Source organism: Sphingomonas sp. OV641, from assembly GCF_900109205.1.
GTDB lineage: Bacteria > Pseudomonadota > Alphaproteobacteria > Sphingomonadales > Sphingomonadaceae > Sphingomonas.
Genome location: NZ_FNZB01000001.1, coordinates 1,495,422 through 1,509,454, shown reverse-complemented (window position 1 = coordinate 1,509,454; position 14,033 = coordinate 1,495,422). Strand labels below are relative to the sequence as shown.

Sequence of the window (14,033 nt, the reverse complement as noted above, 5' to 3'; positions counted from 1 at the left end):
GTGCCTTCACTTACGCGAAGGCCAATTCATGCGTCCGTCGTTTCTGATTGCTGCGATTCTTTCTACCACCGCCGCCGCCGCCCTGGCGCAGACCGCGGCGCCCCGCGGGGCCAAGGCGCCCGCCGGCGATGCTGCCGCTGCCTCCGCCAAGGCGGCCGAGCGCACCGGGCCGGCGCTTGGAACATTCGGGTTCGACATGGCTGGACGCGATACCAGCGTTCCGCCGGGCGATGACTTCTATGCCTATGCGAACGGCACGTGGCAGAAGAACACGGAGATCCCGGCCGATCGCTCGTCCTATGGCATGTTTCACCGCCTGCAGGACCTGTCGCGTGAGCAGACCCGCACAATCCTGGACGAGCAGAAGGCGAAGGCCGGCAGCAAGTCGGGCGATTTCTACGCCAGCTTCCTTGACGAAGCGGCGGTGAATGCCAAGGGCGTGACGCCAGTTAAGCCGTGGATGACGGCGATCAAGGCCGCTCCGACCAAGGAAGCGCTGGCGGCGGAAGCCGGCCGAATGGCGCGGCGGGGCGTCGACTCCCTTTTCGCGCTGTTCGTCAATCAGGACGACAAGGACCCGGAAACCTATGCGGTCTTCTTCAACCAGGCCGGGCTCGGTCTGCCGGATCGCGATTACTATCTGAAGGACGATGCCAAGCTGGCGGCCACGCGAACGGCGTATCAGGCCTATCTGGCGAAAATGCTGACACTTGCCGGGGAGCCGAACGCCGATGCTCGCGCGGCGGCGGTGATGCAGCTCGAGAAGACGATCGCCGAGGCGCATTGGACCCGCGTTGACAGCCGCGATGCGGACAAGATCTATAACAAGATGACGTTCGCGGAGCTTGTCGCCCGCGCGCCAGGCTATGACTGGACCAGCTTCTTCCAGGCGGCTGGCATTCCCGCCGAGGCGCCGCTGATCGTGGCGCAGCCGACCGCCTTCGTGGGCGAGGCCAAGGCATGGGCTGAGGCACCGTTGCCGGTGCTGAAGGATCATCTGCTGCTGCGCACCCTGTCGACCTATGCCCGTTATCTTTCCACGGACTTCGACCAGACCCGCTTCGCCTTCTATGGCACGGAGCTGACCGGGGCGCCCGAGCAGCAGGCACGGTGGAAGCGGGGCGTTGATCTTGTCAGCAGCCAGCTCGGCGAGGATCTGGGGCAGGCTTATGTGGCGCGGTATTTCCCGCCGGAGTCCAAGGCCGCGGCCGATGCGCTGGTGCGCAACATCATCGCCGCCATGGGCGAGCGGCTGAAGAACCTGGAATGGATGGCGCCTGAGACCAAGCAAAAGGCGCTGGCCAAGCTGGCGGCTTTCACCCCCAAGATCGGCTATCCGGACAAGTGGCGCGACTATGCCGGCCTGGAGATCCGCCGCGACGACCTGGTCGGCAACGTGGCGCGGGGAAATGAATTCGAGTTCCAGCGCAATCTCAACAAGATCGGCCAGCCGATCGATCGCGGCGAATGGTTCATGACTCCCATGACCATCAACGCTTATGCCAATCCGACGATGAACGAGATCGTGTTCCCGGCCGCCATCCTGCAGCCGCCGTTCTTCGATCCCAAGGCCGATCCGGCGGTGAACTATGGCGCGATCGGTGCCGTGATCGGCCATGAGATCAGCCATCACTTCGACGATCAGGGGCGCAAATATGATCCGACCGGCAAGCTGGCGGACTGGTGGACCGAACAGGATGTCGCCCGCTTCAAGACGTTCACCGATCGTCTGGTGGCGCAATATGACGCATATGAGCCTCTGCCCGGGCAGCATGTTCAGGGCGCGCTGACGCTGGGCGAAAATATCGCCGATCTGGCGGGCATCATCGTTTCCTATGACGCCTATCGGCTGTCGCTCGGCGGCAAGAAGGCGCCGGTGATCGACGGCACCACCGGCGCGCAGCGTTTCTACCTGGGCTATGGCCAGGTATGGCGGACAAAATATCGCGATCCGATCCTGCGGCAGATCCTGCTGTCCGACCCGCATTCGCCGGGCATGCAGCGCGCCAATATCGTTCGCAATGTTGATACCTGGTACGAGGCCTTCGGCGCGCGGCCGGGGCAGAAGCTGTATCTCAACGACGAGCAGCGCGTTCGCATCTGGTGATCGCTTCCCCGCCGCACGACGCTTGACGCGCGTGCGGCGGGGATAAAGGGCCGTTGAATGGCGACGCTTCCTTTCCTTCGTGCTCACCGCTTGTCCTCCGAAGGGGCGCTGGGGATCGCCATGGCGGCGGGCCTCACCGCCGCCGTCTTCATCCTGTGGCTGCTGGGGGATCCCGTGGTGGCGATCGGATTCCTGGCAGCAGGGATCGTGGTCGGCGGGGCGGCAGTCGCTTGGCGGGCGCTGGCGCCGATCGCGCCGTCGCCCGTTCCCGAAATCGACTGGCAATTGGTGCGCGCCCTGGCCGATGAGAGCTCAGACGCGATTGCGGTCACTGACCGTGCCGGCCGGCTCGTCTGTGCCAACGACCGGTTCGAACAGATGTTTGCCGGCCTTCCGACGCCGCCGGGCCTGCCGATCGGCGAAGCGGGGGTAGGGGCCCTTGCCGCGGCGGGGCGCGCCGCATGGCGCGATGGGCGCGCGCGTGTCGACCATGCCGAGGTGGCCGGGCGCGCCATCGCCATCGACGTGTCACGCACCGGCCAGCAACAGGATCTGCTGGTATGGCGAGCGGCTTCGGCAATCGAATCCGATGGCAGCCGAGCGCTGGCGGAGGCGCTGTCCGGCGCGCTGGGGAAACGGCTGGCGGGATCGGGCATCATGGCGGCCCTGCTGACCACCGACGGGCGCGTCCTTGCCGCGGACCCGGTGTTGCGCGCGCGCGCGATGGGCCATGCGGATGCGCCGGCCGAAGGCGCGGACTTCGCCCGGTTCCTGGCGACCGACAGTCGGGGGCTGATCCGGTTCGAGCGGGAGGGGATGGACGGCAATCCATTGCGCCTCGTGCAGGTGCCGTTCGCCGATGTGGAAGGCGCCCCCATCCTGGTCGCGCTGCTGGACGAAGATGAAACGCCGGTCAGCTACGGCAATGGCGCGGCGGCGCATATTCGCACATTGGTGCAGTTGATGCCGCTGGGTATCGCGCTGGTCGATCGCGACGGCCGGTTCATCGAGATGAACGATGCCTTTGTTCGGGCAGCGTCGGTCGACCGGAATGCGCCGCCACTCTATCCCGGCGATCTCGTCGTGCGGGAAGACAAGGCGGCCGTGGCGGATGCCGTGCGCCGGTTTGCCGGGGGCGGGGCGGCGCATGTGGCGGACATGGCCGTCCGTCTGCGCGACCATCCCGAAGAGCCCGTGGTGCTGTCGATTGCCGGCGCGCGGGGACTTGGCGACGCATCCGTCGTGCTGAGCCTCAAGGACAATGGCGAGGAAACGCGGCTGAAACGCGAGGTGGCGCAGGCGACCAAGATGCAGGCCGTGGGCCAGCTAGCCGGCGGCGTGGCGCATGATTTCAACAACATCCTGACCGCCATCATCGGCCATTGCGACCTGATGCTGATGCGCCACTCGCCGGGCGACAGCGATTATGACGATATCCAGCAGATCCGGAACAACTCCAACCGCGCAGCCGGGCTGACCCGGCAGTTGCTGGCTTTCTCCCGCCAACAGACCTTGCGCCCGCAGATCCTGCAACTGCCGGACGTGGTTTCCGAAGTGTCGAACCTGTTGAAGCGGCTCCTGGGCGAGACGGTGACGCTGGAGGTGCGACACGGGCGCGACCTGGGGCCGGTGCGCGCCGATCCGGGCCAGCTTGAGCAAGTGGTCGTCAATCTTGCGGTCAATGCCCGGGATGCGATGCTGGCCAAATATCCGCACGGTGGCGGCAAGCTGACGATCCAGACCCGCTCGGCCACCATCAATGAGATCCGCCGCCGCGGGCCGGATATCATGCCGGTAGGCGAATATACCGCGCTCGAAATTTCGGACACGGGATCGGGCATCCCGCTGGACGTGCTGCCCAAGATATTCGAGCCGTTCTTCACTACCAAGGAGGTCGGCAAGGGAACCGGGCTTGGCCTTTCCACCGTCTACGGCATCGTCAAACAGTCCGGCGGCTATATCTTCGCCGATTCCAAGCCCGGCCTTGGTGCGACCTTCACCATCTACCTGCCGGTCCACGCGACAGGCGAAGTCGTGCCACCGCGCAACGTTGTCGCGAAAAAACGACCCGCTGATGTCTGGGGCACGGGCACGGTGCTGCTGGTCGAAGACGAGGATATGGTCCGCGCAGTGGCGGAGCGCGCGCTGACGCGGCAGGGCTATACCGTTCTGACCGCCGAGAATGGCGAAGTGGCGCTCGAGCTGATCGAGAAGAACCCGCGCCCCGACCTTCTGGTCAGCGATGTGGTGATGCCGGCGATGGACGGGCCGACCATGGCCCGGCGGATCCGCCTGCGTTACCCGGACCTGCCGATCCTGTTCATGTCCGGCTATGCGGAGGAACAGCTGCGCCGATCGATCGATCTGGAGAATGTGGCGTTCATTCCAAAGCCCTTCTCTGTCCAGCAACTGGCCGAGGCGGCACGCGATGCATTCGGCCAGCGCGAATAACAGGCTAGCTGCCTGAATTGCGGACCGTTGCGGGATCAGTGTGTTACCTCTAAGGGCGCGGCATGACCAACCGCGTCCTGCTCGTCGAGGATGAGCCGCTTATCGCCATGATGCTCGAGGATTTTCTCGACGTGCTCGACCGCCAGTGTGCCGGAACGGCTGACTGCGTGGAGACGGCGCTTCCTCTGGTGGAGGCGGGCGGGTTCGATTGCGCGATCCTCGACGTCAATCTGCGTGGTGGCGAAAAGAGCTGGCCGATCGCAGCCGCGCTGGCCGAACGGCAGGTGCCATTCGTGTTCGCGACCGGCGGTGCGGACGACATGATCGCGGAAGAGTTTCGCGGGCGGCCGATCCTGCAGAAGCCGTTCACGCTGGACGGCGTGGAGAAGGCGCTCGACGCGCTCGCTTGACGGCCGGTTTCCGATCGCCACTCTGGCGGGGCGCCTTGGTGGCTGGCAGGAGGCTCATGCGATGCGGCACGGCGGCGGGATATCGGATCGGGACGTGAGCGAGCAGGCCCAGGCCGGGACGGCTGTATCGGACATTCCCGTGCGGATGCTCGCCCTGTCACTGCTGCTGACCGCGGGTGCGTGTGAGCAGGCGGTGACCCAGGGGCAGGCAATGGCTGAGGTGAACGCCAGTTCCGAGCGCGATGCCGTGGACGACGAATGGGTCGAATGTGCGCCCGGCGGCGCGACCGACTTCACGCGGGTGTGCAGCGTCGACCGAACGCGCACGGATCATGGGCTGGTGTTGACGATGCGGCATCCCGATGGCGGTTTTCGCCGGCTGTTGGTGACGCAGGACGGCCGTGGAGTGGCGGCGGCGGATGGCGCGGAGCCCGCCGAGGTGACGCTGGTGGATCAGGATGAAATCGAAGTGACGATCGGGAACGATCATTATCGCCTGCCCGCGCTTCGAAGCGACATGGGCAAATGATCAGGATTGATGGCCAGCCGATCCTGTCCGTGCGCGAGATGCGCGCGGCAGAGGCGGCGGTGATGGCCAGCGGCACGCCGGCACAGGCGCTGATGACGCGAGCGGGAGAGGCAGTCGCGGAGCAGGTGCGGCGGCTGGCGGCCGGTGCCGAGATTCTGGTGGCTTGCGGGCCAGGAAACAATGGCGGTGACGGCTATGTGGTGGCGACGGCGCTTCGCCGCACAGGGCAGGCCGTCCGGGTCACGGCAATCGCCGATCCGGGGACGGAAGCTGCGGCGGCCGCGCGTGCCGGCTGGAGCGGGCCGGTCGAGCGTCTGACCGACAGCGCGCCCGCTCCGATCCTGGTCGACGCCCTGATCGGGATCGGCATGAGCAGACCGCTCGGCGGGGAGGTGGCGGCGGCGCTGGCTAAGCTGATCGACGCGGCGCGATTGCCGATCGCGATCGATGTGCCAAGCGGCGTCTCCACCGATGACGGTGCCATTCTTACCGACCTGCCGCCAGTGAGCCTCACCCTTGCGCTAGGTGCGGTGAAGCCGGCGCATGTGTTGCAGCCTTCCGCTGCCTTGTGCGGGGAGGTGCGGCTTCTGAATATCGGGGTTCCCGTCGAGAGCGCGGTGAGGGTGGCGGACGCGCCGGTGCTTCATGTACCGGGACGCGACGCGCACAAATATTCGCGTGGCCTTGTTGCGGTGATCGCGGGACGGATGCCGGGCGCCGCGGCGCTGGCGGCGATGGGCGCAAGCCGGAGCGGGGCCGGCTATGTCCGGCTGCTCGGCAGCGCCACCGATCGCTTGCCGCATGCAATTGTCCGGCAGCGATTGCGCGAGGACAGTCTGTCCGACCAAAGGGTGGGGGCGGTGATCGTCGGGCCCGGTCTGGGCCGGGACGAACAGGCGCGCGAACGCCTGGACGTGGCGCTATCGTGCGGGCGCCCGCTCGTCATCGACGGCGACGCGCTTCACCTTCTGAGCGACGCGCCCGCCGCAGTCCCGACAATCCTGACGCCGCACCAGGGCGAGTTCAGCCGGATGTTTGGCGAGACGGGGGGAAGCAAGATCTCTCGTGCGCAGGAGGCGGCGCGCCGAGCCAATGCCGTCATTGTTTTCAAGGGGCCTGATACCGTGATTGCCGCTCCGGACGGCCGTGTTGCCGTCCATGCGCATGCACCAAGCTGGCTAGCGACCGCTGGCACCGGCGATGTCCTGTCCGGCGTGGTGGCGGCGCAGCTTGCCGGCGGTGCGGACATCTTCACTGCTGCTGTGAACGGCGTGTGGTTACATGCTGAAGCAGCACGGTTAAGCGGTCCAAGCTTTATCGCCGATGATCTGATCGCCCATCTACCTGCAGCCGTTGGAGCTTGTTTGTGACCGAGGCTTCCACGATCCTGCGTGTCGCTGCGCGCGGCGAAGGTGTGACTGGCGATGGGCGGCACGTGCCGTTCGCCGCACCGGGGGATCAAGTGCGCGCGGACGGCGCCATCGAGGCCGGGCCACACCATCAGGTGCCGCCCTGCCGGCACTTTCCCGAATGCGGCGGCTGCCAGTTGCAGCATCTCGACGATACCGCCTGGAGCCAGTTCATCGTCGATCGGATCGCTGGCGCGCTGGCAGGGCAGGGGCTGTCGGCGGAGATCCGGGAGCCGGCCCTGTCTCCGCCGCGCACGCGTCGGCGTGCGACGCTCCATGCGGAGCCGTCAGGACGCGTTGGCTTCGCGGTCGAGAAGAGCCACGCGATCGTTGATCTGGCAGAATGCCATGTGCTGGCGCCCGAGCTTTTCGCGCTGGTGGCGCCGCTGCGACGGCTGATCCACGTGCTGCGGCCCAAGCGGCGGCTGGACTTGCACCTGACGCTGGCAGATCAGGGTGTGGATCTTCTGGTCAACGGCATATTGCCCGAGGGGCTGGCCGCAGCCGAGGCGATCACTGCCTTCGCCGAGGCCAATCGGCTGGCGCGCATGGCCTTCGATGAGGGCTATGGGCCGGAAGTGCGCTGGGAACCCGAAGGGGTGACGGTGACGCTGAGCGGCAATCCAGTGCCGCTGCCGCCGGCCTCGTTCCTGCAGGCAACGCGTGAGGGCGAGGCAGCGCTGGTGCAGGCGGTGCAGGCCGTGGTGAAGGACGCGCCGGTCGTGGCGGATCTGTTTGCCGGCCTTGGCACCTTTGCCTTTGCCATGCCGGGCCGCGTCTATGCAGCGGAAGCGGGGCGGGAGGCGATCATGTCGCTGAAGGCGGGGGCCGCCCGTGCGCAGCGGCCGATCTTCACCGAACATCGCGACCTGTATCGCCGCCCTCTGACGCCGGCCGAGTTGGACCGCTTCGCCGCGATCGTGATTGATCCGCCACGGGCCGGTGCAAAGGAACAGGCGCAGGCGCTCGCCAGCTCACGCGTGCCGCGCGTTGCCTACGTTTCCTGCAATCCGAGCAGCTTCGCGCGTGATGTTAAGATGATGGTTGAAGGCGGATGGCGGATCGACTGGATCCAGCCAGTCGGCCAGTTCCGCTGGTCAACGCATGTGGAACTGGCCGCGAGCCTCAGCCGACAAAGCTGAGGCGCAATCTTAGATGTCGGCCGTAAGCCGTCCGTAAAGCTCGGGCCGGCGATCGCGGAAAAAGCCGAAGGCGGCGCGGTGACGCTTGACGCGATCAAGATCGAGAGTCGCCGTGATCACGCCTTCCTCGTCGCGCCCCAGCTCTGCCACAATGTCCCCGCGCTCATCGCAGATGAAGCTGGTGCCGTAGAAGGTCTGGCCGTGTTCCGTCCCGATGCGGTTGGCGGCGACCACCGGCACGACATTCGACACGGCATGACCAACCATGGCGCGGCGCCACAGGCGGGCGGTGTCGAGCGAGGTGTCGTGCGGCTCGCTGCCGATGGCGGTGGGATAGAAGAGCACCTGTGCGCCCATCAGCATCATCGCCCGGGCGGTTTCCGGATACCATTGGTCCCAGCAGATGCCGACGCCAAGCTTGGCCGGGCCGTCCCAGACCTTGAACCCCGTGTTGCCCGGGCGGAAGTAGAACTTCTCCTCATAGCCTGGGCCATCGGGAATGTGGCTCTTGCGATAAACGCCCTGGATCGCGCCGTCAGGGCCGATCATGGCGAGGCTGTTATAATGGTGCGGTCCATCCGCCTCGAAGAAGCTGGTGGGAATAGAGACCTTTAGCTCCGATGCCAGCGACTGCATGGCAAGTACCGCAGGATGCTCCGCCGTCGGCCGGGCGTTGGCGAACAGGCCTTCATCCTCGACACGGCAGAAGTATTCGCCTTCGAAAAGCTCGGGCGGCAGGATCACCTGAGCGCCCTTGCCGGCGGCTTCGCGCACGAGGCGGGACACGTTGGCGATGTTCGCATCCATGTCAGCGGAGAAAGCGAGCTGAAGCGCGGCGACGGTGATTTCGGTCATGCGCCGGCATGTAGGGGATGACGCGCTCGCTCGCCACCCTCCCGCGCACCGGCCGCGTGGTGGTGCGCAGCGGAGCAAGGCGGCCTGGCTTCGGTGCGGGGCCGGCGCATTTCGGCCTGAATACGGAGACGATCGGCCGTGCTGCCGGGCAGCGGCGATTGGCGATCAGAAAATGGTATAGCCGCCGTCGATCGTGAAGGTGTCTCCGGTGTGGAAGCTCGACGCATCCGAGGCGAGATAGACGGCAAGGCCGCCGAAATCCTCCGGCTCGCCCCAGCGGCGCATCGGCACGCGGGAGATGACCTTTTCGTTGAAACGATCATTGCCCTGCGCGCGCGAGGTCATGTCCGTCGCGATCCAGCCCGGCAGGATGGCATTGGCGCGAATGCCGTAGCGGGCATATTCCACCGCCAGCCCGCGCATCATCGGCAGCAGTGCGCCCTTTGTAGCGGCATAGGCCTGGTTGCGGGGCGCGCCATGCACGGCCGAAGTGGATGAGGTGGCGAGCAGCGAGCCGCCGAGATCGCCATCCTTCGCCCGTGCGACCATGTGGCGTGCCGCAGCACGCAGAGTCCAGAACACGCCATCGAGGTTCACCGCCATCACCCGGCGCCACAGCTCGGTCGTCATCGTGTCGAAGCTGTCGGCGCCCTCCCCGACGCCGGCGTTGGCGGCGACAAAATCGAGCCGGCCCATCATGTCCACGGCGCGGGCCACCCCGGCGTCCACCGCCGCCTCGTCCGCCACATCGACCCGTTCGATCAGAATGCGAGTGCCGTACGCGGACAGGCGGTCCTGCGCGGCAGCGTTCTTCGCCGGATTGTTGCCCCAGATCACTACGTCCGCCCCGGCCTGGGCCAGCGCATCCGCCATGCCGATGCCGATCCCGCCATTGCCGCCGGTGATCAGCGCGACACGCCCGCTGAGGTCAAAGGGTGAATAGGGCATGGTCCGCTCTCCTGTGCTGTTATCGGCGGGCAGCCTAGCCGCGGATCGAGGCCGCGCGCTAGTTCCGGGAGCGAATGCCGAAACGGGAGGCGGCGTGAGTCAAGCCGGGTGGAGGGCGCAGGGATGCGTCTGCCCGCATGCGAGGACCGCGCAGCGCGAGGCATCAAAGGTGGCTGGGGTCGTATGATGCTGCGCCAGGCCGAAGTCTTCGGCGCGATAGCGGTGGCGGGCGTGGCTTCCCGTGCGTGTCCGGCAGGCGTAATCCTGCATTCGGGCGAGGACCTCAGTCGGTAGCGAGAGGCCGAGCATCCGGTACACGCGCCGGATTTCGCCGCGCCAGTCCTGCTCCACATCATCAAAGGCGACGTCCACCTGAGGCGCGTGACTGCCTGACCGGGCTGAGGCCATGCGCTGCGCGCGCAGCGCGACCTTGCGCGTCCATTCCCGCCCGATCCAGGCGGGATCGGCAGAGGCGGACTGGATCGCCATCTGATTGCGGACCAGCGAAGCCGAGGAGGCGATTACCTGCTGCGGATCGCGGCTGAGGCAGATCAGGCGCGCATCGGGGAAGGTGCGAAGCACGGCGGCGAGATCCTGGCTGAACTGCGGCACCTTGAGGATCCAGGGGCGCAAGCCGGTGTCGCGGCGAAGCCAGGCAATCGTCTGAAGGAGGCGGCGGAATTCCGCATAAGCGGCGATCCCGTCGTCCGCCTCGAGCGCTGCGGTATAGCCCGGCACGCGCCATTGCGCCTCGAACGCCGAGCCGAAGATCGAGACGCTCTGGAGCCCGATCTCTTCATCGGCCGCGTCCCAGCGCGTCGGATGGATTGTGTCGAACGAAGGGTTGAGCAGCCGGACGGTAAGCGTGCCCAGCCAGCCGCGCAGCTTGCGATCATCCATCCAGCCGCGGTCGCCGGTGCGCGGCAGCGGGTTCCAGCTTTCGTAAAAGCGCGTGAAGGCCAGCCGGGGATCACAGGCGAGCAGGCGCTGCATCCGCGTCGTGCCAGACCGCATCTGCCCGACGATGATGATCGGGGCGACGATCGGCTGTTCCGCAATCTGAGGACGCGCCCGCCAGAGCGCCTGGAAGCGGATGCGATTGCAGAGCGCGGCAACAAGCTGGCCGTGCGCAATCGTGCGCCCCAGGGGAGTGAGGTCCGCGACCTGCTCCAGATCGGCGCAGAGCAGCTCTAGCCGATCCCGCCATGCGCGATCGCCGTGCTGGTCCGGCGCCTCGCCAACCTTGTCCGTCGCCTTGCGGATCAGAGCGGCCGGATCGAGCGGTGGGCGCTCGGCCCAGCCGCGACGCCACGTCCCGTCGAGCGCCGCATCAACGAATTGCAGCCGTGCGTCGCGGGTGATCGGAGCAGCGGTCGACAGGTGCGGGAAGGGGGCGGATGCGGCGGGTGGCGACGGGCTCAAGGGCGGCATCGCGGGGGAACGCGCGACAGCGGCCTGCGTGCCGCGCGCCGCCGTCGATTTCCTCACGAATGCTGTTGATGAGCCACACTTTTCCTGCCGCGCCGATCGGTGTCCTCACGTCAGCGGGTCCGGCGCGGACGGCGGTGACGGTGAAATCCGTCAAAGGGGCGCATCAATCCGTCAAACGGGCGCATCTGCGATAAGCGAGTGGCGGGACAGGCCGGTCGCGATCATCCGTGCCCTCATCCCAAAGGTTATACTCCAACGGGATGTTGCGGCATCGCCACTTAGCGTCGTGCACTGCCAACCAAGCGCTTGGCATAACCAAAATCTCTCAGCGACGCATACGTCCGGATTAGCCGCGCCAACGGGTGCCGATCGGCAGGCAATTTAGTTTCGAACACGTTACTCCGTTGCGCAATACGCCCGTTCCGGACCGGCCGCTATGAAGACGATCGACCACCAGCGCACTTGAGGGTGCCTCCGCAGGACAACACCGGCCATGCCCGCATCATGTCATGAGATCGATGATCATTGCTGCTGGCGGGCGGAACTGAGGGTCAACGCATCGACCACGAATCGAGCATAAGCAGTGCGATCCGTGCTGCTCATCAAGGCGCCGATCAGTCGATCGGACAGTTTCGTACTATCGCGGCTGACCTTCGTCATGCCGGGCCTCGGCGCCGGCGGATCCGAGCATGTCGTGTCGATGCTGGCTAATCATTATGTCAATCAGGGCGTGCAGGTCCGGCTCGCCTGTTTCCAGCCGTTCGACGAACAGCCTTATTACGCGCTGAACCCCGACGTTCGCCTGATCAACCTGGGGAAGGCGCCGCCGCCTCGAAACCTGATCGGCCGCAGCCTGGGAATGCTGCGGCGATATCGGCTGTTGAAGAGCGAATTGAGCGACCATCGGCCCGAGGTGGTGGTTTCCTTTCTGACCAGAACCAACGTGCTCACGTCGCTGGCCGCCGATGCGCTGGGCATTCCGGTGATCGTGTCCGAGCGGAACAATCCCGATCGGCAGAAGGTGGGCGCGACATGGAGCGCCATTCGCCGATACGCCTATGCGCGATCGGACGCGCTCGTCACAATGACACGGGGCGCGGCATCCTATTTCAGCCCCACGCCGCAGCGGACCGACATGGTCATTCCCAATCACGCGGTGGCGAGGGGGAGCGTTCGCACGTTCGACGCCAACGGGCGCAATCTCGTCGCGGTGGGGCGGCTGGTGGAGCAGAAGGGCTTCGATCTGCTGTTGCAGGCGTTCGCCCGGCTTGCGCCGCGCTTTCCCGACTGGCGGCTGACCATCTGGGGCGAGGGGCCATTGCGCGCCGCGCTGGAACAGCAGCGTGCGGCGCTGGGGCTCGAGATGCGCGTCAGCTTCCCGGGCGTGACCCGCGAGCCGGGCGGCTGGACGAAGGAGGCGGACCTGTTCGTTCTCTCCTCCCGCTATGAAGGATGGGGCATCGTGGTGGGCGAGGCGATGGCGGCGGGCATTCCAACCGTCGCGTTCGATTGCCCATGGGGCCCAGCCGAGATGATAGACCATGGCCGCACCGGCCTGCTGGCGCCGGATCAGGACGTGGAGGGGCTGGCTGAGCAACTGGCCGTCGCCATGGCCGATCCGCTGCTGCGCGAACAAATGGGGGCAGCGGGCAAACAGGCGATGGAGCGCTTCATGCCCGAACGGATCATCACCCGGTGGGACGGGCTGATCAAGCGGATTGCGCAGCGCGCAAAGGCGAAGAGCAAGGCGGATCCGGTGATCGCCAAAGGTCAGGCATTTCTTTGACCGAGGCGGATCGCTGCGGCCCGGCGGGTGACAGGCGAAGGAAGAGTGCGATGAACGACCAGGCAGGCCGGACCAAGGTGCCGGATTTCATGATCGTGGGTGCGGTGAAAGCCGCCACCACCTGGCTGAACGTGCAGATCCAGAACCATCCCGACGTCTATCTGCCTGATCCCGAGCCGCATTATTTCAGCCGCGAGTTCGAGCGCGGGCCGGACTGGTATGCCGAGTTCTTCACCGAGGCGCGGCCGGGCCAGCTGGTAGGCGAGAAATCCGCCGATTACCTGGCCGACCCGCATGCGGCGGAGCGCATCGCGCGCGTCCTGCCGGCCATTCCGCTGATCGCGCAGCTGAGGGATCCGGTGGACCGTGCCTATTCGGATTATTGCATGCTCTACCGGCGCGGCACGATCCGCGGCGGTCCGGAAGAGTATCTCAACCCGGCGACTGCCACCTTCCGCCGGTTCCTGGATAACGGGCTCTACGGCACGCACCTGCGCCGGTGGCTGTCGCTGTTCGACCGGCGGCAGATGCTGGTGTTCCTGTTCGAGGACGTCCGCGCGACGCCGGCCCAGGTGCTTGACGACACGTGTCGCCACCTTGGCCTGTCACCAATGAATGAGGGGCGCGCGCCGGCGGCAGGCAAGGTCAACGATGGCGCCGCGCCGCTGCTGCCGCTGGCGATCCGCCGCCTGGCGCAGCCGGCGAAGAACCTGGTGAAGCCGCTGCGTGGAACCCGCATGTTCGAGAGCGTGCGGGGCCTGCTGGCCAAGCCGATGGCCTATCCGCCGATGACAGCCGATTTGCGCGCGCGGCTTCGCGATTATTACGCGCCCGAGGTCGAGGCGCTCGAGGTGTTGCTGAACCGTGATCTCAGCCAATGGCTGCCGGGCGCCAATGGCTTGGCGCGCCCGGCATCCTCGCGGCAGGGGAACACGGCGGTGCTGACCGCAGCCGGCCCGCGTTGA

Annotated in this window: 11 protein-coding genes; 8 read left to right on the top strand and 3 right to left on the bottom strand. The window is 66.5% G+C overall.

Going from position 1 to position 14,033, the window contains the following annotated elements:
* Positions 1–28 precede the first annotated feature (28 nt).
* From BMX36_RS07120 to BMX36_RS07095, 6 genes are all read left to right on the top strand, one after another.
* Positions 29–2,107, top strand: a complete 2,079-nt coding sequence (locus BMX36_RS07120) for a M13 family metallopeptidase (protein WP_177179044.1) — start codon at positions 29–31, stop codon at positions 2,105–2,107.
* A 57-nt stretch (positions 2,108–2,164) separates the two neighbouring features.
* Positions 2,165–4,558: a response regulator gene (locus BMX36_RS07115; protein ID WP_093064153.1), complete on the top strand. Its 2,394-nt coding sequence runs from the start codon at positions 2,165–2,167 to the stop codon at positions 4,556–4,558.
* A gap of 62 nt (positions 4,559–4,620) precedes the next feature.
* Entirely contained in the window at positions 4,621–4,968 is a 348-nt protein-coding gene (locus BMX36_RS07110) for a response regulator (RefSeq protein WP_066781061.1), read from the top strand.
* Positions 4,969–5,062: 94 nt separating this feature from the next.
* Entirely contained in the window at positions 5,063–5,497 is a 435-nt protein-coding gene (locus BMX36_RS07105; protein WP_256210688.1) for a hypothetical protein, read from the top strand.
* Positions 5,494–6,867 (top strand): NAD(P)H-hydrate dehydratase, encoded by a 1,374-nt coding sequence (locus tag BMX36_RS07100; RefSeq protein ID WP_093064151.1) that lies wholly within the window; start codon positions 5,494–5,496, stop codon positions 6,865–6,867. The genes BMX36_RS07105 and BMX36_RS07100 overlap by 4 nt, the downstream gene beginning before the upstream one ends.
* Positions 6,864–8,048 carry a class I SAM-dependent RNA methyltransferase gene (locus BMX36_RS07095; RefSeq protein ID WP_093064149.1) on the top strand — a complete coding sequence of 395 codons (1,185 nt, stop codon included), beginning with the start codon at positions 6,864–6,866 and terminating at the stop codon, positions 8,046–8,048. Before BMX36_RS07100 ends, BMX36_RS07095 begins: the two co-directional genes overlap by 4 nt.
* 9 nt (positions 8,049–8,057) lie before the next feature.
* Here BMX36_RS07095 and aguB read toward each other — a convergent pair whose 3' ends face one another.
* From aguB to BMX36_RS07080, 3 genes are all read right to left on the bottom strand, one after another.
* Positions 8,058–8,903, bottom strand: coding sequence for an N-carbamoylputrescine amidase (gene aguB, locus BMX36_RS07090; RefSeq protein ID WP_093064147.1), 846 nt, complete (start codon positions 8,901–8,903; stop codon positions 8,058–8,060).
* A gap of 165 nt (positions 8,904–9,068) precedes the next feature.
* Positions 9,069–9,851: an SDR family NAD(P)-dependent oxidoreductase gene (locus tag BMX36_RS07085; RefSeq protein ID WP_093064145.1), complete on the bottom strand. Its 783-nt coding sequence runs from the start codon at positions 9,849–9,851 to the stop codon at positions 9,069–9,071.
* A 99-nt stretch (positions 9,852–9,950) separates the two neighbouring features.
* Complete coding sequence (locus BMX36_RS07080; protein WP_093064143.1) at positions 9,951–11,339, bottom strand: sulfotransferase family protein; 1,389 nt, start codon at positions 11,337–11,339, stop codon at positions 9,951–9,953.
* 535 nt (positions 11,340–11,874) lie between these two features.
* Between BMX36_RS07080 and BMX36_RS07075 the strand changes: the two genes are divergently transcribed.
* A complete protein-coding gene (locus BMX36_RS07075) occupies positions 11,875–13,068 on the top strand; it encodes a glycosyltransferase family 4 protein (RefSeq protein ID WP_231731885.1) in 1,194 nt (397 codons plus the stop codon).
* 50 nt (positions 13,069–13,118) lie between these two features.
* Positions 13,119–14,033, top strand: coding sequence for a sulfotransferase family protein (locus tag BMX36_RS07070; RefSeq protein WP_093064141.1), 915 nt, complete (start codon positions 13,119–13,121; stop codon positions 14,031–14,033).

Excerpts from the sequence above, each read along its gene's own strand:
- BMX36_RS07120 (WP_177179044.1), top strand. The coding sequence starts at position 29 with ATGCGTCCGTCGTTTCTGATTGCTGCGATTCTTTCTACCACCGCCGCC.
- BMX36_RS07100 (WP_093064151.1), top strand. The coding sequence starts at position 5,494 with ATGATCAGGATTGATGGCCAGCCGATCCTGTCCGTGCGCGAGATGCGC.
- aguB (WP_093064147.1), bottom strand. The coding sequence starts at position 8,903 with ATGACCGAAATCACCGTCGCCGCGCTTCAGCTCGCTTTCTCCGCTGAC.
- BMX36_RS07115 (WP_093064153.1), top strand. The coding sequence starts at position 2,165 with ATGGCGACGCTTCCTTTCCTTCGTGCTCACCGCTTGTCCTCCGAAGGG.
- BMX36_RS07070 (WP_093064141.1), top strand. The coding sequence starts at position 13,119 with ATGAACGACCAGGCAGGCCGGACCAAGGTGCCGGATTTCATGATCGTG.
- BMX36_RS07085 (WP_093064145.1), bottom strand. The coding sequence starts at position 9,851 with ATGCCCTATTCACCCTTTGACCTCAGCGGGCGTGTCGCGCTGATCACC.
- BMX36_RS07110 (WP_066781061.1), top strand. The coding sequence starts at position 4,621 with ATGACCAACCGCGTCCTGCTCGTCGAGGATGAGCCGCTTATCGCCATG.